This window comes from Mucilaginibacter sp. OAE612, from assembly GCF_041806395.1.
Taxonomy (GTDB): domain Bacteria; phylum Bacteroidota; class Bacteroidia; order Sphingobacteriales; family Sphingobacteriaceae; genus Mucilaginibacter; species Mucilaginibacter rubeus.
Map to the genome: position 1 here is coordinate 5,942,699 of NZ_JBGMUW010000001.1, position 26,728 is coordinate 5,969,426.

The 26,728-nt window shown below is 42.0% G+C and carries 24 protein-coding genes; 9 read left to right on the forward strand and 15 right to left on the reverse strand.

The window, feature by feature from the left end; translation table 11 throughout:
- Positions 1 to 29 precede the first annotated feature (29 nt).
- Complete coding sequence (locus ABID99_RS24720) at positions 30 to 2,537, reverse strand: M14 metallopeptidase family protein (RefSeq protein WP_373615427.1); 2,508 nt, start codon at positions 2,535 to 2,537, stop codon at positions 30 to 32.
- Between the two features lie 236 nt (positions 2,538 to 2,773).
- Here ABID99_RS24720 and recQ point away from each other — a divergent pair, with 236 nt between their 5' ends.
- The gene (gene recQ / locus ABID99_RS24725) at positions 2,774 to 4,951 is read left to right on the forward strand and encodes a DNA helicase RecQ (RefSeq protein ID WP_373615428.1); all 2,178 of its coding nucleotides are present in this window, start codon (positions 2,774 to 2,776) and stop codon (positions 4,949 to 4,951) included.
- Between the two features lie 173 nt (positions 4,952 to 5,124).
- Positions 5,125 to 6,480, forward strand: coding sequence for a UDP-N-acetylmuramoyl-tripeptide--D-alanyl-D-alanine ligase (murF, locus tag ABID99_RS24730; RefSeq protein ID WP_373615429.1), 1,356 nt, complete (start codon positions 5,125 to 5,127; stop codon positions 6,478 to 6,480).
- A gap of 208 nt (positions 6,481 to 6,688) precedes the next feature.
- Here murF and ABID99_RS24735 read toward each other — a convergent pair whose 3' ends face one another.
- The 5 genes from ABID99_RS24735 to ABID99_RS24755 all read right to left on the reverse strand — a co-directional run bounded on the left by ABID99_RS24735 (position 6,689) and on the right by ABID99_RS24755 (position 13,823).
- Positions 6,689 to 9,049, reverse strand: a complete 2,361-nt coding sequence (locus ABID99_RS24735) for an ABC transporter permease (protein ID WP_373615430.1) — start codon at positions 9,047 to 9,049, stop codon at positions 6,689 to 6,691.
- Positions 9,050 to 9,191: 142 nt separating this feature from the next.
- Complete coding sequence (locus ABID99_RS24740) at positions 9,192 to 11,558, reverse strand: ABC transporter permease (RefSeq protein ID WP_373615431.1); 2,367 nt, start codon at positions 11,556 to 11,558, stop codon at positions 9,192 to 9,194.
- Positions 11,559 to 11,764: 206 nt separating this feature from the next.
- Positions 11,765 to 12,040 carry a hypothetical protein gene (locus tag ABID99_RS24745; RefSeq protein ID WP_188833617.1) on the reverse strand — a complete coding sequence of 92 codons (276 nt, stop codon included), beginning with the start codon at positions 12,038 to 12,040 and terminating at the stop codon, positions 11,765 to 11,767.
- 4 nt (positions 12,041 to 12,044) lie between these two features.
- A complete protein-coding gene (locus tag ABID99_RS24750; RefSeq protein ID WP_090532203.1) occupies positions 12,045 to 12,836 on the reverse strand; it encodes an SDR family oxidoreductase in 792 nt (263 codons plus the stop codon).
- 3 nt (positions 12,837 to 12,839) lie between these two features.
- Positions 12,840 to 13,823, reverse strand: a complete 984-nt coding sequence (locus ABID99_RS24755) for an NAD-dependent epimerase/dehydratase family protein (RefSeq protein ID WP_373615432.1) — start codon at positions 13,821 to 13,823, stop codon at positions 12,840 to 12,842.
- Between the two features lie 130 nt (positions 13,824 to 13,953).
- Between ABID99_RS24755 and ABID99_RS24760 the strand changes: the two genes are divergently transcribed.
- The 4 genes from ABID99_RS24760 (at position 13,954) to ABID99_RS24775 (ending at position 16,661) form a co-directional block, all read left to right on the forward strand.
- Positions 13,954 to 14,316: a TM2 domain-containing protein gene (locus tag ABID99_RS24760; protein WP_090532206.1), complete on the forward strand. Its 363-nt coding sequence runs from the start codon at positions 13,954 to 13,956 to the stop codon at positions 14,314 to 14,316.
- Between the two features lie 32 nt (positions 14,317 to 14,348).
- Positions 14,349 to 15,446, forward strand: coding sequence for a Nif3-like dinuclear metal center hexameric protein (locus ABID99_RS24765; RefSeq protein ID WP_373615433.1), 1,098 nt, complete (start codon positions 14,349 to 14,351; stop codon positions 15,444 to 15,446).
- Entirely contained in the window at positions 15,446 to 16,189 is a 744-nt protein-coding gene (locus ABID99_RS24770; protein ID WP_090532210.1) for a zinc ribbon domain-containing protein, read from the forward strand. Before ABID99_RS24765 ends, ABID99_RS24770 begins: the two co-directional genes overlap by 1 nt.
- 82 nt (positions 16,190 to 16,271) lie before the next feature.
- On the forward strand, positions 16,272 to 16,661 hold the full coding sequence (locus ABID99_RS24775) for a DUF2809 domain-containing protein (RefSeq protein ID WP_373615434.1): 390 nt from the start codon (positions 16,272 to 16,274) through the stop codon (positions 16,659 to 16,661).
- Here ABID99_RS24775 and ABID99_RS24780 read toward each other — a convergent pair.
- The 6 genes from ABID99_RS24780 to ABID99_RS24805 form a co-directional block, all read right to left on the reverse strand.
- On the reverse strand, positions 16,635 to 16,928 hold the full coding sequence (locus tag ABID99_RS24780) for a PIN domain-containing protein (RefSeq protein ID WP_373615436.1): 294 nt from the start codon (positions 16,926 to 16,928) through the stop codon (positions 16,635 to 16,637). The genes ABID99_RS24775 and ABID99_RS24780 overlap by 27 nt on opposite strands.
- 52 nt (positions 16,929 to 16,980) lie before the next feature.
- On the reverse strand, positions 16,981 to 17,166 hold the full coding sequence (locus tag ABID99_RS24785) for a hypothetical protein (RefSeq protein ID WP_373615437.1): 186 nt from the start codon (positions 17,164 to 17,166) through the stop codon (positions 16,981 to 16,983).
- Between the two features lie 48 nt (positions 17,167 to 17,214).
- Positions 17,215 to 18,285, reverse strand: coding sequence for a PA0069 family radical SAM protein (locus ABID99_RS24790; RefSeq protein ID WP_373615438.1), 1,071 nt, complete (start codon positions 18,283 to 18,285; stop codon positions 17,215 to 17,217).
- Positions 18,286 to 18,314: 29 nt separating this feature from the next.
- On the reverse strand, positions 18,315 to 18,956 hold the full coding sequence (locus ABID99_RS24795; protein WP_354484707.1) for a response regulator transcription factor: 642 nt from the start codon (positions 18,954 to 18,956) through the stop codon (positions 18,315 to 18,317).
- Positions 18,922 to 19,752 (reverse strand): sensor histidine kinase, encoded by an 831-nt coding sequence (locus ABID99_RS24800; RefSeq protein WP_373615440.1) that lies wholly within the window; start codon positions 19,750 to 19,752, stop codon positions 18,922 to 18,924. Before ABID99_RS24800 ends, ABID99_RS24795 begins: the two co-directional genes overlap by 35 nt.
- 667 nt (positions 19,753 to 20,419) lie before the next feature.
- The gene (locus tag ABID99_RS24805) at positions 20,420 to 20,791 is read right to left on the reverse strand and encodes a hypothetical protein (protein ID WP_176625840.1); all 372 of its coding nucleotides are present in this window, start codon (positions 20,789 to 20,791) and stop codon (positions 20,420 to 20,422) included.
- A 150-nt stretch (positions 20,792 to 20,941) separates the two neighbouring features.
- Here ABID99_RS24805 and ABID99_RS24810 point away from each other — a divergent pair, with 150 nt between their 5' ends.
- Complete coding sequence (locus ABID99_RS24810) at positions 20,942 to 22,027, forward strand: metallophosphoesterase (RefSeq protein WP_176625842.1); 1,086 nt, start codon at positions 20,942 to 20,944, stop codon at positions 22,025 to 22,027.
- 119 nt (positions 22,028 to 22,146) lie between these two features.
- Here the strand turns inward: ABID99_RS24810 and ABID99_RS24815 are convergent, their stop codons facing one another.
- The 3 genes from ABID99_RS24815 to rsfS form a co-directional block, all read right to left on the reverse strand.
- A complete protein-coding gene (locus ABID99_RS24815; protein ID WP_091167171.1) occupies positions 22,147 to 22,785 on the reverse strand; it encodes a lactate utilization protein in 639 nt (212 codons plus the stop codon).
- A 56-nt stretch (positions 22,786 to 22,841) separates the two neighbouring features.
- The gene (gene ftsH / locus ABID99_RS24820) at positions 22,842 to 24,953 is read right to left on the reverse strand and encodes an ATP-dependent zinc metalloprotease FtsH (RefSeq protein WP_188833625.1); all 2,112 of its coding nucleotides are present in this window, start codon (positions 24,951 to 24,953) and stop codon (positions 22,842 to 22,844) included.
- 90 nt (positions 24,954 to 25,043) lie between these two features.
- Positions 25,044 to 25,418, reverse strand: coding sequence for a ribosome silencing factor (rsfS, locus tag ABID99_RS24825; RefSeq protein WP_091167167.1), 375 nt, complete (start codon positions 25,416 to 25,418; stop codon positions 25,044 to 25,046).
- Positions 25,419 to 25,465: 47 nt separating this feature from the next.
- Between rsfS and ABID99_RS24830 the strand changes: the two genes are divergently transcribed.
- Positions 25,466 to 26,239 (forward strand): biotin--[acetyl-CoA-carboxylase] ligase, encoded by a 774-nt coding sequence (locus ABID99_RS24830; RefSeq protein ID WP_373615441.1) that lies wholly within the window; start codon positions 25,466 to 25,468, stop codon positions 26,237 to 26,239.
- A gap of 15 nt (positions 26,240 to 26,254) precedes the next feature.
- The gene (locus tag ABID99_RS24835) at positions 26,255 to 26,707 is read left to right on the forward strand and encodes a protein-disulfide reductase DsbD domain-containing protein (RefSeq protein WP_354484718.1); all 453 of its coding nucleotides are present in this window, start codon (positions 26,255 to 26,257) and stop codon (positions 26,705 to 26,707) included.
- Positions 26,708 to 26,728 lie beyond the last annotated feature (21 nt).

A 26,728-nucleotide genomic window follows, 5' to 3' on the forward strand; every position in this document is an offset into this window, starting at 1 on the left:
CGCTGCTCCCCCTTCAGGGGGCTGGGGGGTTACTGTCCCACCATAAATACGGCATTACTGAATAACAGCTTACCGTTTTCCCAGAAGCTGCGGAACAGCGGGTCATCAACCATATAAACTACCGAACCACGCCCCATGGGTTGTACGCCAAGCAGCAAGCCATTGTTGATCTTCTTTTTTGATTCCGCACCAACAAAGCCCGATACGTAGCCATCCTTTTTTATGGTGCCCACGTTCCAGCCGTCATCGCCCGAAAAAAGATCGTAGATATCGTCATTCAGCTTTAACGAATAGTAATAATCAGGCAAACCGAAGCCAAGCGGATGTGTATTATCAAGGTTCAGTTTATAAATAGCACCGGGGATGGACTCGCTAAGCGCTAACCGGTCGCGATCTCCATATAATTTAACGGTTTTATCCTTGTCCTTTTCTTTATCCTTGTCTTCTTTTTTCTCTTCCTTATGCTTAATCAGGAAGCCTTTTTTATCAACCAGTAATGATACAGCATTATCCACGGCTATCAGCTTACCGCCATCACGGATCCAGTTCTGTAATTTCTCTGAAGGAAAATCTTCATAACGCCCATCGGGACAAATCACTACGTCAAACTCGCCCAGTTTTGTGCGACTTAAATCCTGGTACCTTATTAAAGTGACCGGATATCCAATTTGTGCCTCAAACAAATGCCAAACCTCACCCATTGCTTCGGAGTTTATACCATCTCCGGCAATCAATGCTATTTTAGGCTGATGGATATACCTTACCGCATCCGAACCGATATCCGATCCTTTATCAACAAAGCCTGTTGAAATAGGGGTGATCTCCTGATTAAGTGATGCAGCGGTTTGAGTAACCACCTGGTCAAAATCGGCCAGATCGTTGCCTGCACGGGTAACAATTAATGAACCTGCTGTGAATTGCCTGCCCCCTGCTTCAAATGGCTTTTCGGCATAACGCACTTTAATCTTCTTTTTAAGCAAAGCGGCCAAAAATTTCACATCGTTAACCGATTGCCATGCCGATACATAAGCATAGGCATGGGTATTTACCAGCGGCTTAGGTGCAGCAACACTCCACTCGGTGCTGGCAGGCTTAAATGATTCTTTTAACCCATAGGCCTTTAAACCATAAGCGTATGGAAGCGACCATGCTGTAATATCATATGTATTAGAGTCCGGGATAAAAGTTTTGGGCTCCAAAAGCACATGCAGTAATACTGCTTTAGGCTGATAGGCATTAACTACCAGGTCGTTTGCGCCAACATTATATTGCTCCGTTTTTTGGGTAACATAGTTAAAGCCGGTAACGGTTTTATTAGCTAAGCCAAAACCATACTGGATGCCGTTGCGGCCCAGCATTTTTGCCAACGCGTTAATTTTATTATTGTTATCGTTTTTAATAACATAGGTTTTGTAATCGCCCGGGGGATTGGCCCGACTGTTGTCAAAAAACTTTTTATACTCATCCAACAGCTTTTGAGTATTTAACGCGGCTATTTCAAGCGTGCTTAAACTTGTTGAATGGTGATGGGCCACACGTTGCACCAAGGTAAGGGTATCGCCACTGCGGGTAACCACAGCCAAACCGGCACTGATACCACCTTGCTCATACGTCATGCCGATAGAGCCATTGTATAAAGGATAAGTATCGCCATATGATGGGTACAGTAAATCAAACTCGTATTTTGTAAAATACATCCAGCCGTTCTGGTCAAAGTACTTGGCATTGTTTTTACCAATGGTGATCTGGAACTGGCGTTGCCATTGGGTAATATCTTTATGGTAAGGCTCGGCAGCAGGGGCAAAGTAATAAGGTGCGTTGTAACCCTGCTCATGGTAGTCAACATGAACCTGCGGCAGCCATTGGTTGTATAAGCCTACGCGGGCCTGGGTTTCTTTTTGCTGCTGCCAGGCCCAATCACGGTTAAGGTCAAAATAAAAATGGTTTACCCTGCCTCCCGGCCATGGTTCAACGTGCTCGCGCGATGTTGGGCTGGGATCTGGCGCAGCGCCAACTACCGAATTATAAAAATTAACATAGCGGTCGCGCCCATCGGGGTTTAAACAAGGATCGATAACAACAACCATATTTTTAAGCCAGGCTTTAGTAGCAGCATTTGCCGGATCAACCATGTCAAACAAAGTCCACATCGAAGCTTCGCTTGATGCAGGCTCGTTACCATGTACATTATAGCTTAGCCAGGTAACAACAGGCATGGCAGTGCTGCCGCCACCGCTTTCAATCCCGGCCAGTTTAAGGTTATTATGACGGATCTCTTCCAGCCTGCCAATATTTTCATCAGAAGCGATGAACATCGCCAGTAAAGGCCGGCCCTCGTTGGTAGTACCAAACTGCTGAAGTTTTACATTTTTTGAAACCGACGCAACGTATCTAAAATATTCGGCGATACGATAATGTGGAGTAAAATGCTCACCCAGTTTATAACCCAGGAACTCCTGCGGCGATTGGATCTTTTGCGCAAAGGCCGGGCAAAAAAAACTTACAAATACAAAAAGGAGTAAATGTTTTTTTATCATAAATAAATAATAGATATATAGGAGAAAAGAGATAAGCTAATATGCAGAAAAATATTGGCAAATTGTTAGATGTGCAAATTTCAGATGTGCAGATATGTAAATGATTAGAAAATACACTGAATTTATTTATAAAAACACAAAACAAATAGGATGCGCATTATCTAAAATTTGCACATCTGAAATCCGCACATTTATAATCTGAAATCTGCACATTTGCATATCTGCAATTAACAAACATGACACCTATCCAGGCCCTGCAAAAATACTTTGGTTATAGTACCTTCAGGCATGAGCAGGAGGCTATCATTCAAAATATACTTAAGGGGCAGGATGTAATGGCGCTGATGCCTACCGGTGGCGGCAAATCATTGTGCTACCAGTTACCTGCTGTTCTGCTCGATGGGCTGACCATTGTAATATCACCGCTTATTGCGCTGATGAAAGACCAGGTAGATAGCCTGAACGTTAACGGCATCCCTGCGGCTTTCCTCAATTCGTCGTTAAATCCCGAGGAAACGAGGGTGCTTGTAAACCGGCTCCGAAACAATGAGATCAAACTACTTTACCTTGCCCCCGAACGTTTGTTCAGTGCCGAAAGCAAAGAAAATAAAGAAAGTAAGCTTATTCCTTTTTTAAAAACGCTGAAAGTTGCACAGATAGCTATTGACGAGGCACATTGTATCTCCTCTTGGGGACATGATTTCAGGCCTGAGTATTTAATGCTTGCCGGGCTTAAGGAAGAGTTTCCGTCGGTGCCGGTTATAGCACTTACGGCTACAGCCGATAAGCTTACGCAAAAAGATATCCTTGAAAAGCTCAACCTTCATAAGCCGGCAATATTTGTATCCTCATTTAACAGGGCAAATATTACTTACCGCGTGGCGCCTAAAAAGAACAGCTTTAAACAGCTCATCGCCTTTTTAAATGAACATAAGGATGAGTCGGGGATTATTTATTGCCTATCCCGCAAATCTACCGAGGCATTGGCCGAGGATTTAAAAGATGAAGGCTTTGCTGCAGAAGCCTACCATGCCGGGTTAAGTAACGAAATAAAAGCCCGTAATCAGGAAGCATTTTTGCGAGATGACCTGAAGATCATTGTGGCAACCATCGCTTTCGGCATGGGCATCAACAAATCAAACGTGCGCTATGTGGTGCATGTCGATCTGCCAAAAAACATTGAAGGTTACTATCAGGAAACCGGCAGGGCAGGACGCGATGGGCTTCCGTCGGAAGCATTGTTGCTTTACTCGCCCGGCGATGCAATGAAATTGCAGGCTTTTGCCAAAGTAGAAGGCAATGAGCAGCAAAGCCGCATCATGCTTAATAAGCTTAATGATATGGTTAAATATTGCCAGCTGCTATCGTGCCGCAGGCAATACCTGATGAAATACTTCGACGAAGAATTCCCGGCCAAATGCGGCTCATGCGATGTTTGCTTAACCGAATATAAACGTTTTGATGGCACGCTGATCGCTCAAAAAGCGCTCTCGGCGGTAGCCCGGTTAAATGAACGTTTCGGGGCTAACTATGTAATAGATTTTTTGCGGGGATCAAAAAGCGATAAGATCCGTGAAGAACATAAGCAGTTAAAAACCTACGGTATCGGTGCAGATATCAGCAAGGCCGACTGGCAGCACCACATCCGCGAGTTGATTAGTATGGGCTATCTGCAAACCGCCGGCGATGAATACCCGGTATTAAAACTTACCGCGCAGAGCACCGACGTATTAAAGGGCGGGCAAAAGGTTGAGTTTATTGAGATAGAAAAAGTTGAAGAGGTTCACCATGAAGAAAACCTGCCTTATGAGATTCCGTTATTCAACCGGTTAAGGGAAGTTAGGCGGGGCATTGCCGAGGGTGAAAATGTACCGGCTTATGTTATTATATCCGATGCTACACTGCAGGAAATGGCTACCTACCTACCGCAAAGTTTGGATGAACTGCGAATGATTTCTGGTTTTGGCGATATTAAACTGGCCCGTTATGGTCGCGAACTGCTTGAACCGGTTAAGATTTATTGTGCTGAAAAAGGCCTCGGCTCAAAAATAAAACAGAAATCGCCTAAACGGGAGCGGAAGGCGAAATCACCGGGGCAAACCAAATCTTCTTCGCGAAGCAATGATACTAAAGCCGAAACGTTTAACCTATATCGCTCCGGAAAAACCGTTGCCGAAATAGCTGCTGAGCGCGGGTTCACTACAGCTACCATAGAAACACACCTGAGTTATTATGTACAAAACGGCGATCTGGATATCACCGAAATAGTTCCGCAGAAAAAGATCGCTGTTATTGCCGACGCCGTTGAAAGTTATGGAACTGAAAGACTATCGCCCTTAAAAGAAGTTTTAGGCGATGATTACAGCTACGGTGAAATCAAAGCTGTAATTGGCTGGATGAACAAGGGGGAATAATTTTTGTTAAGTTTGAAAGAACAATCTTGCGCTCGTTTGCAACGAGCGCTTAAAATGGGCTTGCGTTTAAAACGCAAGCCCGGCGATACAATCGCCGAGCCACGTTAAGCACTCGTTGCAAACGTGCGCAAGCTAATGATGACATATTTTTGAATTGTATTTGTTCAACACACATGACTACCACAACCCAACTGTACGATATATACCTCAAACACCCCGTAATTAGCACCGACACCCGGAAGATCGTGCCTGGCAGTCTGTTCTTCGCCCTCAAAGGCGATAAGTTTGACGCCAACACTTTTGCACAAAAAGCAGTTGAGGCCGGTGCAGCTTACGCGGTAATTGACAACGCCGAATATCAACTGGGCGAACAGTATTTATTGGTTGAGGATGTTTTAACTACCTTGCAGGATTTAGCGCGTTATCATCGCCGTCAGCTTGACATCCCGGTTATCGGACTTACAGGTACCAACGGCAAAACCACCACCAAAGAACTGATCAATGCCGTATTATCGCAGCATTTTAAAACCCAGGCTACCCAAGGCAATTTAAATAACCATATTGGTGTACCACTTACCATTTTAACCATTGATGCCAGCCACGAGGTGGCCGTTATTGAAATGGGGGCCAATCACCAAAAAGAGATCGAGCTGCTTTGCAGCATTGCTCAACCATCGCTTGGCTTAATTACCAATGTTGGTAAAGCGCATCTGGAAGGTTTTGGCGGAGTTGAAGGTGTAAAGAAGGGTAAAGGAGAGTTGTATGATTATTTTGCCCCCCTGCCCCCTAAAGGGAGAGTAAGCAAAACAGATGGTGCTGTCTTTATCAATAGCGATGATACTGTTTTAATGGAGATGGCTGCGGCCCGTCGTTTGCGTCATGTGAAGTATTATGGTACTGATGCCATTGATAATCTCATTAGCGGTGAACTGTTGGAAAACTCTCCCTTACTTACTTTGGAGTGGACCAATAATAAAACCGGCGACAGCTATCAAGTTAAAACCCAGCTAACTGGTACTTATAACCTGCCCAATATTTTAGTAGCCATATGTATCGGAACATATCTCGGTTTACCGGCTAATGAAATCAACGCCGGTATCGAGGGTTATCAGCCTAAAAACAACCGCTCGCAAATTGTACAAACAGCTACTAATACGCTCATTTGCGATTATTACAATGCCAACCCAAGCAGCATGTTTGTAGCCATTGAAAACGTGGGCAAAATTGAAGCAAAAAGGAAGGTACTTATTTTGGGCGATATGTTTGAAATGGGGCCGGAAGCGGCTGTTGAACATGCATCTGTTATCCGCAAAGCTATGGATACCGCTGTTGATGAACGCATCTTTATCGGAAAGGATTTTTTAGGTGCTTCGCAGTCCGTGGACCATGGACCATGGACCATGGACAAGTTTTATGAAACTGCCGAAGATGCCATTGCTGCTTTGAAAGCACAGCCTATTACCAATTCAACTATCCTGATCAAAGGATCAAGAGGAATGGCTTTAGAGCGGTTGGTGGAATTGTTTTAAGTTTTCAAAGTAAAGACGCATTATATGTGTTTCCCATGAGAACGGGTAAGCAATCAATTTGCAGGTCCTGCATTCGGAAGACGCATATAATGCGTCTCTACATTTCCATATCAATCATTACTGAAGACTTACGAAGTTTTGAAAACTTCGTAAGTCTTCAGTATTCGGGAAACGCATGTGATGAGTCTCTACCAATTTGAACCAACTATTATTCCCTCCGCAAACTATCAACCGGATTAGCCAACGCGGCCTTAACCGATTGAAAACTGATAGTGATAAAGGCAATCAATAGGGCAATCACGGCAGCTAATACAAAGGCTGTCCAGCTTATGCCAACTCGGTAAGCAAATTCATCAAGCCAGTGGCTCATGGCCAGCCAGGCAATCGGGAAAGCCACAACGATAGCAATAAGCACCAGCTTAATAAAATCTTTTGCTAACAAGGCAACAACATTTGTTACGGTAGCACCCAAAACTTTCCGCACACCAATTTCGCGGGTACGTACCTGAGCGGTGTAAGCTGCCAAACCAAGCAGGCCAAGGCAGGAGATTAAAATAGCTATCCCCGCAAAATAGTTAAACAATGTACCTTCCCGCTGTTCGCCCTGGTAAAGTTTGTTGAATATGTCATCCAGGAAAGTGTAACCAAACGGAAATTGCCCATTGTATTGTTTAAACTCTTTTTCGGCAGCTGCTATGGCTTTTGGCGCACCATCGCCGGTTGTTTTAATATACAGTGAAGCATACGTATCCGGGGCGTAGAAAAACACCATCGGCCCAATTTTTTCACGCATACTTGCAAAATGGAAATCCTTTACCACGCCTATGATTGTCCCTTCGGTTTTACGTAACCTGAAACGTTTGCCAATCGGGTCTTTCATGCCCAACTCCTTAATTGCCGCCTCATTCAGTATATAATGAGCCGAATCACTCACCGAGCCATCAAAACCGCGACCTGCAGCCATTTTTATCTTGAAAAAAGAAATAAAATCTTTATCAATTCCTTGGGGATGTACAATAAACGTTTGACCGGTGGCTTTACCATCCCAATCGTTATCGCCGGAAATACCACCATTATTAACAATATTGCCGCTTGAACGCGTTACGGCTTCAACACCCGGTTGTTTCAAAAGTTCGGCTTTAACAGCATCATAATGATCTTTCATATCGCGCATCCAAAAAGCAAACACGTGACTTTTATCATAGCCTAAATTTTTTGACCGGATGTAATTAAGCTGGCTGGTGATCACAATGGTACTGATGATCAATACTACTGAAAAGGTAAACTGCACCACTACCAGGATCTTACGGAAAAGCACATCTCCAATACCATTGGAGATTTTACCCTTGAGTGCTTTTAATGGTTCAAAAGATGAAAGCAGTAGCGCCGGGTAAATACTGGACAATACAAGTGTAGCAGTGATGGTACCCGCAATAACCAACCAGATATGGTAGTTGGAAAGATTAAATACCAGTTGCTTACCCGCAATTTCATTAAATACAGGAATTACGTTATAAATTACCAACACTGCTAAAACCGACGAAAGGATAAACAGCAAAGCTGTTTCTACCACAAACTGCATAAACAATTGTGTTTTTGCCGCGCCGATGATCTTTCGCATGCTTATTTCCTTGGCGCGCAGCATGGCCCGCGCGGTTGAAAGGTTAACATAGTTGATACAGGCAATCACTAATATTACTAAGGCGATAATGATAAAGATATGTACAGTGCTGATCCCCCGGTCGGTACCGTCCGCATTATAAAGATGCATTTTAGTTGCGGGCAGCAAGAGGTAATCGGCATCGGTATCTTCAGGCTTCCGTTTCAGGTGAACTTTATTCAAATCGGCCGATAGCTTTTTTAAAGAAGTGCCCGGTTTCAACAACAAATAGGTTTCATAAGCGTAATTGCTGAAATCATGGTTCAGATCAACCTTATTGTTGGTAAACATATATTTGATATGATAGCTCATGGACATGATCATATCATAATTAATGCTTGAGTTAAGCGGGAAATCATCAATAACGCCCGATACAGTAAAATTCTCTTTATTATCGGCCACAATAACTTTTCCTAAAGCATCTTCATTACCGAAATATTTTTTTGCCGTTCTTTTTGTAATCACTACGGAATTATCGTTCGTAAAAGGCTTTGCCTTGTTACCTTCAATCAGCGGAAAATCAAAAACAGTAAACAGGGAGGGATCAGCAAAGCCTACCGCCTGCTCGTTAAAAATTTTATCCTGGTATTTAAATAATGAGAAAAACCAGTTATTGGTTATGCGCACCTGATCTTGCACAACGGGCAGTTCCTGTTTAGCCAGCGGCCCCATCGGTGCCACTGTTGTTTGCCAGATCTGCTTGCTGGCCCCTGTACCGCCAAAAAGCTCTACCCGGTAAATATTTGATGCGTTTTTATGAAAGCTATCAAAGCTAAATTCGTCCTGCACCCAAAGCAGGATCAGGATCCCAATGGCGAGGCCCAGGGTTAACCCGGCAATATTGATCACCGAATAAAACTTATTGCGGACAAGGTTCCGCCAGGCGGTTTTGATATAGTTCTTCAGCATAAAAATCCGTTTTATTTAATTGTGTGGCATGCAAAACAGTGCCAATATCACAAATAGCTACATGTCAACAACTTAAATGAAAGCAACAGCACATTATCGTTCGGATACGGACAATTGGGTGTTCATTTATGTAACGCAAGCATCACTCAGTTCTTAAGCTCTTAATAGGGTTCACGGTTGCGGCTTTGATAGATTCATAGCTAACCGTAAGCCAGGCTATACCCAAAGCTGACCCCGATGCCACCAAGAATATCAGCCAGCTAACATTAATATGATAAGCAAATCCAGCCAGCCAGGTATTTGCCGCGTACCACGCAACCGGTAATGCTATACAGATAGCTATCAGGATCAACCTGGTAATTCCGGATGATAATAAATAAACCAGGTTAAATACCGATGCGCCCAATACCTTGCGTACGCCTATTTCCCTGGTACGCTGTTCGGCAATAAACGCCGATAAACCGTATAAACCAAGACATGAAATAAAAATGCCTATTGCCGCAAATAGTTTAAAAATATTACCCATCTGCTGCTCTCCATGGTAAAGGCTTGCCATTTGCTGGTCAACAAAATTGAAGCTGAAAGGATAAGCAGGACTAATTTCTTTACTCATTTTCTCCAGAGCCTTTATAGTTGCAAAGGTTGCTCCGGGCTTAGTTCGTATAACCATTGTACCACCGCCACCTGTTAAAGCAATGATCAGGGGTTCAATGGCCGACTGGGCAGGTTTAAAATTAAAATCTTTAACCACACCAATAATAATACTTGGTTTGTTGTGCAATGTCATCGGTTTGCCAATGGCTGCTGCAGGATCAGTAAAGCCCATCAAGCCCAGTAGCTTTTGGTTAATGACACAATTATTTGAATCGGTTTTGATCGACTCGGAAAAGAAACGACCTGCCAGTAGCTTCAATCCGAATAGATGGGCAAAATTCTCACTTACATATAACCCGGGTGTCGGGTTACCAAGTGTTTTGGGATCCTTGCCCGGCCATGAAACGTTTGCGCCGGCTCCCACATCTATAGGAAGTTCGTTGGTAATAGCAAAATCACTGGTGAGCGGATTTTGCCGTAGCTCATTTCTCAGCAAAGCTTCTTTATCTACCATGTCACCGTTCATGTCCATATATAAAAGACTGGATTTGTTAAAGCCGGGATTTCTTTCTCGTACAAACTTAAGTTGCTGGTAAATAACTATCGTACCTATCAGTAAAACCACCGAAACAACAAACTGGGTAACCACCAAAGCGTGGCGAAAAATTAAATTACCACCCATTGATTTCACATTCCCCTTAAGCACTTTAACAGGGTTGAAACCGGATAAAAACAGCGCCGGGTAACTGCCCGATATCACCCCCGTTACCAAGGCAATACACAGCAAACTAAGCCAGAGCTTCGCATCACCGAAATTAACTGCGAGTTGCTTACCAACTAACTGATTAAACTGTGGCAGAACTAAAATCACTATCCAAAGTGCCAGCAACAACGATAAAAAAGCAATGAACACGGCTTCACTTAAAAACTGGAATATCAATTGAAACCTTTGCGCTCCGGCTACTTTACGCAAACCAATTTCCTTAGCCCTTCGGGCCGAACGCGCAGTAGCCAGGTTCATGAAATTGATACAGGCAACGGCAAGTATTAAAATAGCTACAACAAAAAACATTTTTAGGTACAGCGCATTACCGTGTCCGGGTAAATCCATCTCTATCGCCGGGGCCATGTGAATTTGGGTAACGGGTTGAAGATGGAACGCACTTTTCATTTGTGGTTCGTATTTATGATAGATCTGAAAAATCTGACTTTCCAATTTTTTTAAATTGGCAGGGCTTGGGTCAAAATTTTTATCTAACTGAACATAAGTATGAAAATAGGGCGCCTCCCATTGGTATTTTTCCACCTTAGGGTTAGCTTTGTATAACGCTGCCGTTGGCATTACAAAATCAAATTGCATGTGCGAGTTAGCAGGGATGTTGGCTAAAACCCCGGTCACTATTACGTTTTCACTATTGTCTTTCTTTAAAAACCTACCAACGGGATTTTGATCGCCAAAATATTTCGCGGCTGTTGCTTCTGTTATTAAAACGCCATCTATTTGCTTTAGAGCTTCTGCACGATCACCTTTTACAAGCGGAAATGAAAATACATCCAGGAAATTAGGATCGGCATAAATTACTTTGTCTTCTATAAACCTTTTATCGTTGGCTTCAAACAGGTAACTCTTCGGGCTGATGCGCACCGCATTTCTAACAACCGGCAATTGTGATTTTACGGATGCGGCCATTGCGGTAGGGGTACCGGCCACAGTTAAACCATCAACATCCCAGTTTATACGGTATAATTGCCCTGCATTTTTATGGAACTGATCATAACTTGTTTCGTTTTGTACCCAAAGCAATATCAGGATACTTGCTGCAAGGCCAACAGCTAAACCTGATATATTAATAATAGAATAAGCTTTATCCTTAATTAAATTGCGGTAGGCAAGTTTAAAGTAAGTTCTGATCATGATTACAAAGGCTAAAGGTTACTAACGAAGATCTGGGATTTTGTGTCTTCAAAATTCGAGCCATGATATAAACCATTAATAATCAATTTATTAAAAACATAGACAGATAATATCGTTCGGATACGTTACAACGGGTGTACGAATTTAAAATTTCGCATCAGATGAAATAGCTCAGGAAAATTGAAACGCGGGCACCCGGAGGGCAATCAACCTTCAAAAACAGGAGTTATCATGTTGTGATTAACCAGGATCCGCATCAGCATCTCAACCGAAAAATCGCGCGTTATATCAATACTGATGAAATCTGTTTCTCCATTTTTCACCTCGCATGCATCGCGGTCAAAATACAATACCAATCCGCGCATGCTGCCCGAAATAATAACGATCCGCTCATTATTAATAAGCTTAAAACTATTGCGGGTGCGCTTAAAAAAGCTGCAAAGGTTTTTAATATGCCGATAGGTAAGTAATGAAATGATCATGCTGTCAGCTTTTAATAATGGTGGCCAGTCGCTGCCTTATAATGATTTCTTTAACACCGGCAGGCAGCAAACTGTTTAATAAAACAAGCATCCGGTTTACCACACCCGGGATGATCTCTTTTTTCCCTTTCAGCAAACCATCCACCGCTATACGTGCTACGTGCCCGGGCTCCATAATGGTTGCCTTTGATATGCCTTTGAGTTTATTATTCATTACCAGCAACTCGGGCTTGGTATTGATCCCTCCAGGACTAAGCAAGCTGATCTTCACATTTGAGCCATGAAGTTCCAGCTGCAAACATTTGGTAAAATACCTGATAAATGATTTGGTAGCACCGTAAACCTGCTTTTTAGGCACCACAAACAAGCCGCCCAAACTCCCTACATTCAATATATAAGAGGTAGCAGAGACATCGGCCTGGGCCAGGAACAAGCGTGTAAGCAGTACAGGTGTAATCACGTTCAGTTCAATTTGCTTTTTATAAAACCCAATGTTCAAATCTTCAAACCACGACCAGTTACCTAAACCCGCATTATTGATGAGCAGGTGAGCCGTAATTTGCTCATCACTAAGGTAATTAAAAATTGCAGGGTAACTTTCGGCAAGTGTTAAATCAATTTCCAAATAATTCACTTTAACCTCAAAGTTTTTACGGATAAAGGATGCCAGCTCAGGCAATCCGGTAGCTGGCAATGATACCAGTACCAGGTTTATTTGCCGCGACGCCAGTTCAATGGCAAACGATTTACCCAACCCTTCGCTGGCTCCGGTTATAATGGCTGTCTGATCTATCATGCTTCAGGCTTGTTGAAGGTAATTAATGGTTTTATGCATCCCCTCTGTAAAAGGGGTTATCCGGTAACCAAGCTGCGTTATGGCTTTATTGCTGCTGTATTTTTGATCATACTTTAAACGTTCGGCAAACTCAGGCAAAAAGAAAGGGCGCAGCCCGGTAAGCTGTGATTTAAGCTTTTCAAAATGGCTATAAAATTCAATAGTCTTTAACGGCAGATGAATGAGACGATGTTGTTTACCTGATACCTGATGTACTGTTTTGAAAAAATCATTAAAACTAATATCCTCTCCGCCTAAAATATAGCGTTCGCCGCTGGTTCCATTATTCATAGCCGCCAAATGTCCATCAACCACATCGGTTAAAAAAGCATAATTGGCTACCTGTTCGCCATTGCCAGGAATAAAATGCCATTTGCCGCGTAAATAGGCCGAAACCATTTTACCTACTGTATTACTTTCGGTAACAGGCCCTTCGCCATATACGCGTGATGGATTTACTGTAACGATGTATATCCCTCCCTGCTTTGCAAAATTTTGCACTTCAAGTTCGGCCAGGTATTTGGTACGCTCGTAAGCAATGGGAAAACCTGCTATCCGCGGATCGTTTTCACTCATGGGGTATTTTACTGTTGGGCCCCAAACACCGCAGGTTGATGTGTAAACTATTTTCTGTACACCGGCGCCTGCTGCAACTTCAAGTACGTTACGGGTACCAACAACATTGGTTTCATGGTAATCATCGGGGTTACGGCACCACATTTTGGCCATGGCGGCGGTATGGTATACTTGTTCGCAGCCCTGCATAGCCCTTCCCAGGCTTTGGCGGTACAGAATATTGCCGGTAACCGGTTCGATATTTTTATGCTCTATTAAATAAGGGTGATCGGTATTACGGCATAAGGCTTTAACATCATAGCCCTGCATAGCCAGCGATAACGTGAGCTGCCTGCCAATAAACCCTGTTGCCCCGGTTACTAAAACTTTCATACAGGTATTACAACCTCACTATTGTTTACCCCTATGTATGGAAAAGAATTTTTAAATCATTTTTAACCTATAGTTTTAATGCGGTAAATATTTAAATTTGGCTTATTACTTTTTAATAAGCCTTACCTATATGAACATGTACCAGGACCCGCATAGTACGTTTGCCGGTTTTTCGCCGGAAGAGTTGGGATTTTTACAGCACGCCACCCCCGATCTTACAGAAAGCCAGAAAAAATATTTTTACATGGTTTACAGCAATAAGCGCAAAAACTCGCAGGATATATTGTTGTTTACCTTGCTTGGTTTTGTAGGTTTTGCCGGCATTCAGCGCTTTGTATTAGGCCAGATTGGGATGGGTATTGTTTATTTGCTAACAGTAGGCTTTTGCTGGATTGGCACTATTGTGGATTTGATCAACAATAAGTCGATAACTTTGGAGTATAATAAGAATATGGCTTATGAAAGCTACCAAATGGCTAAAATGAGCAGCTAAACAAAGCCGTTATTTATCTCTAAAAAAAATTAATGAAACTATCTGCCTTAACCGCTTACCTTGAAAGCCTCGCACCGCTCAACTATCAGGAAGATTATGACAATTCTGGCCTGATAGTTGGCAACCCGGAGCAGGAGGTAAGCCAGGCCCTGATCTCGCTTGACTGTACCGAAGCTGTGGTTGATGAGGCTATTGCTACCGGCTGCCAGGTGATCATATCGCACCACCCTATCGTTTTTAAGGGGTTAAAAAAATTCAACGGCAAAACCTATGTGGAACGGGTGGTTGAAAAAGCTATCCGTAAAGGTATTGCTATATACGCTATTCACACCAATTTGGATAGCATCATGACCGGTGTTAATGCCCGTATCTGTGAAACTTTAGGTTTAAAAAACAGCCGAATACTGCTGCCCAAACATAACCTGATCAAAAAACTGGTTACTTACGTTCCGCTAAACCATGCCGACACTGTACGCGATGCTTTGTTTGCAGCAGGCGCAGGCAATATTGGTAATTACAGCGAGGTTAGTTTTAATGCACAGGGAACAGGGACATTTAAAGGCAATGATGCCGCAACCCCTTATGTGGGCGAAATTGGCAAACGCCACAAGGAAAATGAAGTAAGGATAGAAACCGTATATCCGGCCAATTTGGAGAGCAAGATCCTGATGGCTTTGATCCTGGCCCATCCGTATGAAGAAGTTGCCTATGATCTTTACAATTTAACCAACCAGCACCAGCAGGTAGGCTCGGGTATGATAGGCGAGTTGGAAATGCCGCTTAATGAAGAAAGTTTCCTGTTTCATGTAAAGGATAAGATGCGCACGCATGTGATACGGCATACTAAATTATTGGGCAAACACGTTAAAAAAGTAGCTGTGTGCGGCGGTTCGGGGGGCTTTTTGCTAAAGCATGCCATAGCCGCAGGAGCCGACGTTTTTATCACGGCCGATTACAAGTATCATGAGTTTTTTGATGCCGAAGGAAAGATAGTTATTGCAGATATCGGACACTTTGAGAGTGAACAATTTACGCAGCAATTATTGTATGAAATAATTAGAAAAAAATTCCCTATCTTTGCCGTCCGTTTAACAGAAGTAAATACAAACCCCGTCAAATATTTTATTTAATGGAACAAACCGTAGAACAAAAGCTTAAAGCTTTATACGAACTACAAACTATCCACACCAAGATTGACAGGATCCGCCAGGTAAGGGGCGAATTGCCAATGGAAGTTGCCGACCTTGAGGACGACGTTGCAGGCCTTGAAACCCGCATCCAAAAGATCAAAGGTGAACTTGACGATGTGGAAGATGACATAGTTACCCGTAAAAACCTGATCAAAGAAGCTCAGGCGAACATCAAAAAATACGAAGGCCAGCTTAACGAGGTTAAAAACAACCGCGAATATGATGCTATCTCAAAAGAAATTGAGATCCAGGGCTTAGATATACAGGTGAGTGAAAAGAAGATCCGTGAATACGGTTTCGAAATCACCAACAAAACCCAGGTTTACGAAAAAGCATTGGCGGATCTGGAAGCCCGCCAGGCCGACCTTGACGCCAAGAAAGAAGAATTAGGCACCATTACTGCCGAAACTGAAAAAGAAGAAACCGAGTTGAATGCCCAGGCTGCAAAAGCTATGGACAACATCGAAGAGCGTTTATTAACCGCTTACACCCGTTTACGTCAAAACGCTAAAAACGGTCTTGCAGTTGTAACTATTCAACGTGATTCATGCTCTGGTTGCTTTAACCAGATCCCACCTCAGCGCCAGTCAGACATCCGTCAGCGTAAAAAGATCATCGTTTGCGAGCATTGCGGACGTATCCTTGTTGACGAGCAAATGGCTTTAGAAGCTGAAGAAGCATAAGCAACCATTTATAAAATTAAATATATCAAAGGCACCCGGTGGGTGCCTTTTTTGTTGCATTTATTTAGCCGATATTTATTCCATGCCTAAAAACCGGATAACCTATTTGATATTAACAATAGCAACCATTATCCTCGGTTTGTTATCCCGCCATTTTAAGTTCATCCCTTTATTCATAGGCGATATTTTATGGGCCACTATGGTTTGCTTTATCATGAGGTTTCTGTTTATTAGCAAGCCCCGTATGTTTACTGTTGTAGCTGCGTTGGCGTTTTGCTTCGTGATAGAGTTTAGCCAGCTTTATAAAGCGCCCTGGATAAATGACCTGAGGCATACCCTGTTTGGCAGGCTCGTTTTAGGTGAGGGCTTTTTGTGGGGCGATTTGTTGTGTTATGTTTTTGGGGTGGGGATAGGCGTTGGGGTTGACGGCTTAGGGTTAAAAAATTCAAATCTCATAAGAAACAAGCTTTAGCTTATTTATAGTTTTGAATTGTTTATCAGATGTTATAAACGGCAGATTGAATGTAATGGCTGTTGCCGCTATGATAGCATCTGGTAGTTTTAAACTATATTTTTTTCTTATTGTTACATATTGTTCTTTCAATTTATTATTCATCTGAATAATTGAACAATCACTTAATAAGCCGTGTATTTGTTTTTCATCGCGTTCTGAAAGGTTTTTAAATTCTATTAGTTCCAGTTCGGTTATAAATGAAATACAGATCTGCTTACCCTGCAATAACTTTTATATCGTATCGTTCCCATCCAACAGATACAATATAATATTCGTATCAACTAATATCTCTTTCCCACTCATCTCTTAACTTAATTTGAATGGTCAATGGATTTTCTTTTAAAGGCACTTTTCCATTGTATTTTTTTGCGTCGAAACCCATAGACGGCGCTTCCTTATAAAGTGCCTTTTCAATAGCCTCTATATCCTTTTTGGATGCTCCCTTTTTTAATACTAATACCATATCAATCCTTTCATAACAAATTTAATGTTTTTTATATAAATATCCCCCTCAAAACATACTCGTCTGTTTCCCTTTCCTTGGTACAAATAAACTATAATCATATTCTGGCATCTGCCTATCGCTCATAAAGCGTTTGCAAGCCATTTTAAACATCTGGTGAATTGATTCGGCCACCTTGCCCTCGCCGCTCATCCGGCGACCGTAATCGCTATCATTCAACTTGCCGTCATGTGTCGAGCGGATCATATTCAGTACCTTTTCGGCGCGATCTGGAAAAGCCTTGTAGATCCAGTCGCTAAAAATTTCGGCTATGCTGCCATTGAGCCTCACCATGGTAAAACCGGCGGCTAAAGCGCCTCTGTCGGCGGCGGCTTTAATGATATTAGGCACTTCATTACTGTTTAACCCGGGAATGATCGGCGCTGCCATTACCCGTACCGGGATGCCTTTTTCCGAAAGCTTTTGAACAACCGCCAAACGGCCTGTTGCTGTTACAGTGCGCGGCTCAAGTTTCTGCCTCAGTTGCTCATTAAGGGAGGTGATGGATATGTTTACATGTACCAGGTTCAGCCTGGCCATATCTGTAAGCAAATCGATATCGCGCAGTATAACGTTGTTTTTGGTGATGATGCTTACCGGGTTTTTATACTTCCAAAAAACTTCCAGCAAGGCCTGGGTTATTTTAAGCTTCCGTTCAACAGGCTGATAACAATCCGTATTGCCTGACAGCATGATGCAAACCGGCTTATAATTTTTTTTGTTGAAATATTGCTCAAGCAGCTGGGGGGCATTGGGTTTAATAATGATCTTGCGCTCAAAATCGAGCCCGGCGCTAAAGCCGTAATATTCATGGCTGTTACGGGCATAACAGTAAATACAACCATGCTCGCAACCCTGGTACGGGTTGATCGAGTACATATGGCTCAGATCGGGACTATTGGATTCGCTTACTATTTTTTTTGGAGTTTCTTCAAAAAGCTGCGTGTTGCTATTTTCAAGCAAAGGCTCGTCAATACCCTCGATATGATCAAGTACATACTTGTTTTTCAGAAACTTATTGTGCGTATTTACCTGCGCCCCTCGTCCTTTAAAAAAATCCGGATTTTCCTCATGTGACATTGAACAAATTTGCTAAATTTATTAGCAAATTACAATTCAATCAGTTTATTTTTTATGCTGTATAAAACCAGCCCCACGCGGCTTTTGATCTGGAGTTTTTCAAAAAGCTGGTCGCGATAGCTATCAACGGTGCGCACGCTGATGTTCATGGTTTCGGCAATTTCTTTATAAGTAAGCTCAGTGCCGGTAAGGCGCAGGAATTCGATTTCGCGCGGGTTAAGCTTTATGTTTTCTAACTTGCTGTTAAAGTTGGTAATCAGGTGGCGGGTTACAAACTCGGGGTAATAAAGCTCTCCCTGCGCAACTTTCAAAAGGGCGTCTTCAACTTCATGCGGTTCCGAATCTTTAAGCAGGTAGCCTTTAACACCCATTTTTACCATGATCAGCACCTTTTCGGCATCTTCGAACATGGATAAAATAATAATCCTGACACCGGGATGTTTGGCCCGCAGCACCTGTGCAGCTTCAACCCCATCCATAACCGGCATGCTGATATCCAGCAATACAATATCCGGAACAGTGCCGTTGTTTATGGTATTTATCAGTTCCTGCCCGTTTGCGGCCTCAAATAGTATGTTGTATCTTTTAAAATTGGTGACAAGAGCAGCCATACCGCTCCTGAAGAGTTTATGATCATCAACTAAGGCTATTTGAATGGGTTCCTTTAGCATAAATTTGTTGTACCAGGGGATTGAACGACAATTTTATCTGGCAACCCTTACCAGGCGAGCTGGCAATAATTACGTCCGCGCCTACTAAAGCTGCCCTGTTTTCAATGTTCCGCAATCCCGAACCGCCCTTATTATCAACCTTTTCAGCATTGAAACCAGCACCATCATCTTCGATGAGCAAATTAAACATTTGTGCAGTATAATACAAACCGATTTTAAGGTTAGCTGCCTTAGCGTATTTCAAAGTATTATTTACCGCTTCCTGGAAGATCCGAAATATCACCAGTTCGCGCTGCTCGCCTAAACTATATACATCACCTCCAACATCAAAAATAACATTGATGATGCCGCTGCGGGTTAAACGTTCGGTTTCGGTTTCGAGGGTTTTTATAAGCCCCTGTGAGCTGATATGCTCAAAGCTCATGCTTTTTGAAAGGTGCCTCAAATCATTAATGGTTTGCGAAACCAGTTCGCGGTTCTCATTTACACGGGCTTTTTTTTCGTCATCAAGGCTATTGTTAAGCAGGCCCAGGTTCAATTTTACAAATGACAAAACCTGCGTGATATTATCATGGATCTCACGGCTTATATCGTTAAGCGTTTGCTCCTGGATCTCTATTTGCGTTTTAAGCATTTCCTGCTTAAATGAGGCCTTTAGGTTTTCGCGCTCAAGCAGATTCTTGTTCTGCTTTTTTTGGTACATGAGCATAAAGCTAACCATGAACACCCCTAACAGAAGCAATAAAGCAGTACCCGCTATTATTATGAGGATAAATTGTTCTTCCTGAAAAAGCATATAAAGGAAAATGAAAATAGGCCGTATAGCATTAATGAGTTAAGATCCAACAATGTTATTGCTATCAGGTAAAAATGATAATTGTTTTTATACACCATGAAGCTGAAACAAGAGTAATAAAATGTCATTGCCAAATAATAGAAAAAAATCCCCGTTATCGCCAAAAACGGGGGGTGTGATATTAATTCTATGTATTCGTCATTATCATCATTCAATAATCTATAGTAATAATCACAAACAAGCCAAAGGCCAAATATATTCTGTATAACTATCGCGATAGTCGCTCTATGCCAGAAACCCTGAATGAGAAATATATCAATAAGTGTTAACCCAACAATAACACCCGCAGCTATATATACAAACTTTTTTCGTTTTGTACGATCATCAAATGACATGATGAACATTGTATAACAAATAAACTCCAGTATGTCATTGAAGTTATTACACCAAGCGTTGGTATGGTTAATAATAAGCAGTTGAAAAATAGCCGGATAATTATAAAATACCCCAAAAGCTAAGAAAGGCAAAAACCATTTAAAATTTTTGTCAAGCGACTTATATGTGAATATACAACATATAAAAGCCACTACAAACATCACATAATAAAGGGAATCAAGCATGAACGCTAAAATAATATATAATAGCATTCATGCAGCTTACAAATTTATCAGGATTGACATGTCGGCGGGCAATCCTTGCTTGATTTTAAAGCAGCTAACCCACTTACCGCCAAGCTTGCCACATCATCACTCTGTATAGCATCTATATGCTGATCCACACCTTTCCCTGCCACTGTGCCAACTATTGCAACCGATGTTTGATGCGGTGCATTTTTATGATCCGCATCATGCACTCCAAAATGTATCCTCACTCCAGTAGCTTCCGGCGGCAGATTATTAATAAACTCCTTCAGTTTGTCTATCGGGAGCCATGTAGATTCGGTATCATTAACCTCATGATGTTTGTCAATAACCGCTTTTCGGGTTTGCTTATAGCGGGCTACCATTTCCCTGGCTGTTTTTAAGTCAATAGGTTCCATATAATTTAGGGTGTCTTTAAATCAGGCCTAATCTAACTAATTATAATAAAACAACCTATCCGTTATTTCACTGTATTATATCCCGTTTAAACACGGTAAAAGTAACTGTCAACTTACAACACAATACACTATATCATACGTTAAAAAGTCATGCGCAAGTTTTTACAAAAACTGTTAACTAAGCCAGTTGCCCGGTTGGCCGACAGGCTCTCGTCACGACCGGATAAGAAGCGGGTTAACGGATCATTGAACCGGTTATACAAAAACCTGCTAACCGGGTCGGGTAAAAAAGGCCTTTTAATACCCTTTGATGCAGAAAAAGGTAAATTCATTATCTTTTCTGATCAACACAAGGGAGCTCGGGACGATATGGATATCTTCGCCCTTGCCGAGAAGAACTACCTTACAGCACTTGATTATTACTACAGCCAACAATTTTTCTACATCAATCTTGGCGACAGCGAGGAGCTTTGGGAAAACTTATTCATCACCATAAAAAAGCACAACAAAGCCACATTTGAAAGCGAAAAACGGTTCATACAACGTAAAGAATTCATGAAAATATTTGGCAATCATGATCTGTTTTGGGACAATGACCCTTTAGCGGCAGTTGGATTAAAGCAAATTTATGATGAAGTAATTAAGATCTATGAAGGAGCTGTACTACAAACAACAGTTAATGGTAAACCACTAAATATATTCATGACGCATGGCCACCAGGGCGATTTGCAAAGCGATGGCAACTGGTTCAGTAAATGGTTTGTATCCAATGTATGGGCACCTTTCCAGGCATATCTGAAGGTTAATATTAATACCCCGGCAAATAACGACTTGCTCAAAACAGATCATAACCGCATTATGTATGAATGGAGCCAGAGGCAAAAAAACACGCTGCTAATAACCGGGCACACACATCAACCGGTATTCAGGTCGTTAACCCACCTCGAAAAACTGTATAACGATATCGCGAAAGCAAGGAAAGCCGGAGACGATAACCTGGCCGATGAACTAAATAAACAGATCGTTAACCGGCAAGTGAAAGGTGATGTGGCTCCCGATTTCAGCGCATGCGACCCAAGCTATTTCAATAGCGGCTGCTGTTGTTACGATGATGGCGATATAACAGGCATTGAAATTGCCGATGGCCAAATCCGCCTCGTAAAATGGGAATATAACGCACAAAACCAAAGTGAAAGGATAATACTGGAGGAGTGCAGGCTGGAAGAGCTATTTTAAGACCGAGGTAAAAGGCGAAAGACAACAGGCTAACCTCAATCGGAGAAATCAAAAAATCAATCGGTGTAATCCTAAAAAGAAAAAATCAACGAAATCATCGTAATCAAAAAAATCAACGGTCACCCTTCCAGCATAAAAACAAAAAGCTCTTTAGGGCCGTGGGCGCCTAATACCAGTGTTTTTTCAATGTCAGCCGTACGGCTTGGGCCGGTTACCGTGCTGATCATAGATGGCAGCTGGTTGCCATATTTGGTTTTGATGAGTTTAAAACCATCTTTCAAGTCCATAACCATTTGCGAAGTGTAAGCCAGCACAATATGCACCGATGGATAGATGCTTAACCTTCTGCCAGCCATGTTACCGTTTGAAAGCAAAATACTGCCGTTACGGGCAATCAAAGCCTCGCAAAGGGTAAAACCAACTTCGGCTTGTTCAAAATCTTTATCAGTTTCGTAGTGCGGGTATTCAAACTGGTTCAGGATCTCCTGCAACTTAGGTTCCCAGCAGTAAATTTTGTGCCATTTACGTTCTTCGGCAAGGGTAAGCAGGTTTTCAATAAATTGCAGCTCATCCTCACAAAAAACAAACTGGCCTGCTACGTTGGTAAACTGTTCGGCGAAGACTACCTCAGGCATTTCATCCGTTGCAGGATAAAGGGGCTGGTCTTCCAGTTGAGGGTATGGGTTATCCCTTTTCTCCAAAAGTGCTTTCCTGATTTTTTTAAGCAGTTTTTCTTTTGATGTAGTGATATCCCTCATGGCTAAAAAAGAAAAGCCACCAGCTTTGCCGGTGGCTTTGTATTATAATTTAAAAATTAAAGTTTCGGATCTTCGCTCTCTATTCTTGAAAGTTCAGGATTAGTCAGCGAGTCTGGAATAGCATTGTTATCCACATCCGGATTTAACGCGGCTTCACCGTTTACAAACTTATCATAAGTTGTACGCTCGTCAAACGGACGCTTACCCAAAATTTCTTCCAGATCACTTTGGAAAAGAACTTCTTTTTCCAATAGTTTCTGAGCTATCTTTTCAAGGCCATCACGTTTAGCATTCAGCAGGTCTTTGGTTTTTTGATAAACCACATCAACCAGCTTTCGTACTTCAGCGTCAATCATTTCGGCAGTAGTATCTGAGTATGGTTTGTTAAACTGGTACTCGCCTTGCGGATCATAGAATGATACATTACCAACACTATCGTTCATACCATAAATTTTGGTCATGGCATAAGCAAGTTTGGTGATACGCTCCAAATCGCTCAGTGCACCGGTAGAAATTTTACCGAAAACGATATCTTCAGCAACGCGACCACCCATAGATACACTCATTTCATCAAGCAATTGCTCAGTAGTGTACAAAAACTGCTCTTTTGGCAGATATTGGGCATAACCTAAGGCAGCGACACCACGGGGAACGATGGATACCTTAACCAACGGATCAGCATGTTCAAGGAACCAGCCAGCAATAGCATGACCTGCTTCGTGGTAAGCAACAATGCGTTTTTCTTCCGGAGAGATGATTTTGTTTTTCTTCTCTAAACCACCGATAACACGGTCGATAGCATCCTGGAAATCGGTCATATCAACCGACTCTTTATTTTTTCGGGCGGCAATCAGCGCAGCCTCATTACAAACGTTGGCAATTTCAGCACCGGCAAAACCAGGGGTTTGTGCAGATAATTTCTTGGCATCAACACCATCAGATAATTTAATTGGTTTCAGGTGAACTTTGAAAATTTGCTCACGACCAATCAAATCCGGTTTATCGATAGATACCTGCCTGTCAAAACGTCCCGGACGCAATAACGCTGAATCCAGTACATCAGGGCGGTTAGTTGCAGCCAAGATGATGATACCCGAATCGGTACCGAAACCATCCATTTCAACCAGTAATTGGTTCAGGGTGTTTTCGCGCTCATCATTACCGCCTACGATATTGTTTTTACCACGGGCACGGCCGATAGCATCAATTTCATCAATAAATATGATACAAGGAGCTTTGTCTTTAGCCTGGCGGAACAAATCACGTACACGTGATGCACCTACACCTACAAACATCTCCACAAAGTCTGATCCTGAAAGGGAGAAGAAAGGCACCTGAGCTTCGCCTGCAACAGCTTTGGCCAATAAGGTTTTACCGGTACCCGGCGATCCTACCAACAGCGCGCCTTTAGGAATTTTACCACCCAGGTTAGTATATTTCTTCGGATTTTTAAGGAAATCAACAATTTCCATTACCTCTTGTTTGGCTTCTTCCAAACCGGCAACATCATTAAATGTAACGGTTACCTGGGCTTCTTTATCAAACAGGGTAGCTTTTGATTTACCGATGTTAAAGATTTGGCCGCCCGGACCACCGCCCGAACCACCGCTCATCCTGCGCATGATAAAGATCCACACGCCGGCAAACAATATCACCATGATAACACCTTGTACCAACCAGTTTGATAACAGGCTTTCATGTCCCTGTTCAAATTGTAAAGATACTTTTTGATCATCAGGTACATCTTTTTGAGCATCGGCGATAGACTTTTTCAGGCTTTCATAAGAGGCATCTGTAAAAGTAAACTGCGGACCGCTGTTGGTACTGGTATTAAAAAAGTTTTTTTCTTTAGAGGTGTTATTAACAAAATATGGTTTTGACAAACTTTGCTGTTTAATGTAAACATCGGCCATTACCAGGTCACCGCTTTTATAAGCTACAATTTTTTGAACATCATTTGTACGAAGCATGTTTGCTTCAAATTCCTGGAAAGTAACCGGTTTGCCCGATCCGCCGTTTAACAAGGCCGGAATCAGTAAAAAGGCCAAAATAACAATACCATATAGCCACATGATATTGAACTTGGGCGGTTTTGGCGAGGGCTTCTTGTTCACAATTTTACGGATAGGTCTTGGATTTTCTGATTTAGAATCTTTAATATCTTTCATTTCTTTTTACGAGCTCAAACTTACAATCTATAATTTAAATTTTACGCGGTAACAGTAAGACTATGCGTTGAGCCTTTTTGTGACGGATGTTTATGCACTTTTATAATATTTAATATCTGCATCGCCCCACAAATCTTCCACTCCATAAAACTCACGTTTATCGGTCCTGAACACATGGATCACAACATCCACATAATCAAGCAGTATCCACTCGCCATGCTCAATTCCCTCTTTGCGCCAGGGCTCGGCTTGGGTGGCTTTGAAAATTTCATCCTCAATGCTATTTGCTATAGCTTTTACCTGTGTCGACGAATCAGCATGACAGATCACGAAATAATCTGCTACTGAACTGAATATATTACGAAGGTCTAACCTAATAATATCGTTGCCTTTTTTTTCCTGGATACCATGTATTGCCAGCTCTGAAATATAGGCAGATTCACTTAACACTTTGTTTTTTACCATCAAAAAGAATTAGTTTTGAACGTTTTTGAGTATAAAATTATTACACTTTGCAAAATAACATATTTTCAGGATTATTTGTTGGTCAAAATTTAGTAACAATTAAACAAGTTGACTCAACAAATAGTTTTCTTAAAAAACTACTGTCAAATTCCAAGCCAGTACCCGAAGGTACGGTCATTATGGCAGAAGAGCAATACGCCGGCCGGGGCCAGCAACAAAATACCTGGCATAGCGAACCCGGAAAAAACCTTACGTTCAGCCTTTTATTAAAACCCCATTTTTTACCTGTTGATGCCCAGTTTGATTTGAACCGCGCGGTAAGTTTAGGGGTGTATGATGCCCTGCATCTATTATTAGGTGATGAGCTAAAAATAAAATGGCCTAATGACATTTACTATGCCGACAGGAAACTCGGTGGCATGCTCATCGAAAATACTATACAGGGCGGGCAGCTCAAAGACTCGGTTATTGGCATAGGATTGAACATAAACCAGGAAAATTTTCCGCCCGGCGCCTCAAATGCCACCTCTGTAAAACAAATCTTACAAAAGGATTATGATTTAACACTGTTATTATCGGAAATTTGCAAAAAGCTTGAAGTATACTACCTGAAACTGAAGGCCGGACAAATTGATTTTGTAAGGAATACTTACTTAAGCCGACTATACTGGTTAAACGAGGTTAAAAGTTTTGAGTCAAACAGCGAGCAGTTCAATGGCATTGTAAAAAATGTACTGCCAAATGGCTTGCTGGTTATTGAAGATACTAACGGACAGCAATTAGAGTTTAACCTTAAAGAATTGAAATTTTTAAATAAATAATAAAGTAAAGCACAAATGAAGAAACTATTGGTATTGGTAACCGCGCTTATCATCAGCGTTGGCGCTTACGCTCAGATCGAATCGCCGGTGAGGTGGTCATACGCGGCAAAAAAGGTAAATGACAAAGAAGCTGTAGTATTTTTAAAAGCAACGATACAAAGCGGCTGGCACATTTACTCACAAACCGTAAAAGACGGCGGCCCAATAAAAACTTCATTTGATTTTACCCCATCAAAATTATATGCTGCCGTTGGCAAAACTACCGAGCCTACGCCGGTAACCAAATACGAAAAATCATTCAGCATGAATGTAAGCTATTTTGAAAAGGAAGTTGTTTTTAGCCAAAAAATCAGTTTAAAATCGCCCAAAGCAACAGCAGTTACTGGCAAACTAACCTACATGACCTGTAACGATATGAAATGCCTGCCACCGGAAGATGTTGATTTCACTATCCCTTTAGGTAAATAATTCAGCACACCTTAACAGTAG

What these genes read in the sequence shown, in the direction of transcription:
- ABID99_RS24805 (WP_176625840.1), bottom strand. Translation starts at nt 20,791, where the DNA reads ATGGAACCTATTGACTTAAAAACAGCCAGGGAAATGGTAGCCCGCTAT.
- ABID99_RS24800 (WP_373615440.1), bottom strand. Translation starts at nt 19,752, where the DNA reads ATGCTTTTTCAGGAAGAACAATTTATCCTCATAATAATAGCGGGTACT.
- ABID99_RS24775 (WP_373615434.1), top strand. Translation starts at nt 16,272, where the DNA reads ATGCCTAAAAACCGGATAACCTATTTGATATTAACAATAGCAACCATT.
- ABID99_RS24760 (WP_090532206.1), top strand. Translation starts at nt 13,954, where the DNA reads ATGAACATGTACCAGGACCCGCATAGTACGTTTGCCGGTTTTTCGCCG.
- ABID99_RS24785 (WP_373615437.1), bottom strand. Translation starts at nt 17,166, where the DNA reads ATGGTATTAGTATTAAAAAAGGGAGCATCCAAAAAGGATATAGAGGCT.
- ABID99_RS24745 (WP_188833617.1), bottom strand. Translation starts at nt 12,040, where the DNA reads ATGATCATTTCATTACTTACCTATCGGCATATTAAAAACCTTTGCAGC.
- ABID99_RS24815 (WP_091167171.1), bottom strand. Translation starts at nt 22,785, where the DNA reads ATGAGGGATATCACTACATCAAAAGAAAAACTGCTTAAAAAAATCAGG.
- rsfS (WP_091167167.1), bottom strand. Translation starts at nt 25,418, where the DNA reads ATGGTAAAAAACAAAGTGTTAAGTGAATCTGCCTATATTTCAGAGCTG.
- recQ (WP_373615428.1), top strand. Translation starts at nt 2,774, where the DNA reads ATGACACCTATCCAGGCCCTGCAAAAATACTTTGGTTATAGTACCTTC.
- ABID99_RS24810 (WP_176625842.1), top strand. Translation starts at nt 20,942, where the DNA reads ATGCGCAAGTTTTTACAAAAACTGTTAACTAAGCCAGTTGCCCGGTTG.
- ftsH (WP_188833625.1), bottom strand. Translation starts at nt 24,953, where the DNA reads ATGAAAGATATTAAAGATTCTAAATCAGAAAATCCAAGACCTATCCGT.
- ABID99_RS24735 (WP_373615430.1), bottom strand. Translation starts at nt 9,049, where the DNA reads ATGCTGAAGAACTATATCAAAACCGCCTGGCGGAACCTTGTCCGCAAT.
- ABID99_RS24740 (WP_373615431.1), bottom strand. Translation starts at nt 11,558, where the DNA reads ATGATCAGAACTTACTTTAAACTTGCCTACCGCAATTTAATTAAGGAT.
- ABID99_RS24720 (WP_373615427.1), bottom strand. Translation starts at nt 2,537, where the DNA reads ATGATAAAAAAACATTTACTCCTTTTTGTATTTGTAAGTTTTTTTTGC.
- ABID99_RS24795 (WP_354484707.1), bottom strand. Translation starts at nt 18,956, where the DNA reads ATGCTAAAGGAACCCATTCAAATAGCCTTAGTTGATGATCATAAACTC.
- ABID99_RS24750 (WP_090532203.1), bottom strand. Translation starts at nt 12,836, where the DNA reads ATGATAGATCAGACAGCCATTATAACCGGAGCCAGCGAAGGGTTGGGT.
- ABID99_RS24755 (WP_373615432.1), bottom strand. Translation starts at nt 13,823, where the DNA reads ATGAAAGTTTTAGTAACCGGGGCAACAGGGTTTATTGGCAGGCAGCTC.
- murF (WP_373615429.1), top strand. Translation starts at nt 5,125, where the DNA reads ATGACTACCACAACCCAACTGTACGATATATACCTCAAACACCCCGTA.
- ABID99_RS24835 (WP_354484718.1), top strand. Translation starts at nt 26,255, where the DNA reads ATGAAGAAACTATTGGTATTGGTAACCGCGCTTATCATCAGCGTTGGC.
- ABID99_RS24790 (WP_373615438.1), bottom strand. Translation starts at nt 18,285, where the DNA reads ATGTCACATGAGGAAAATCCGGATTTTTTTAAAGGACGAGGGGCGCAG.
- ABID99_RS24765 (WP_373615433.1), top strand. Translation starts at nt 14,349, where the DNA reads ATGAAACTATCTGCCTTAACCGCTTACCTTGAAAGCCTCGCACCGCTC.
- ABID99_RS24770 (WP_090532210.1), top strand. Translation starts at nt 15,446, where the DNA reads ATGGAACAAACCGTAGAACAAAAGCTTAAAGCTTTATACGAACTACAA.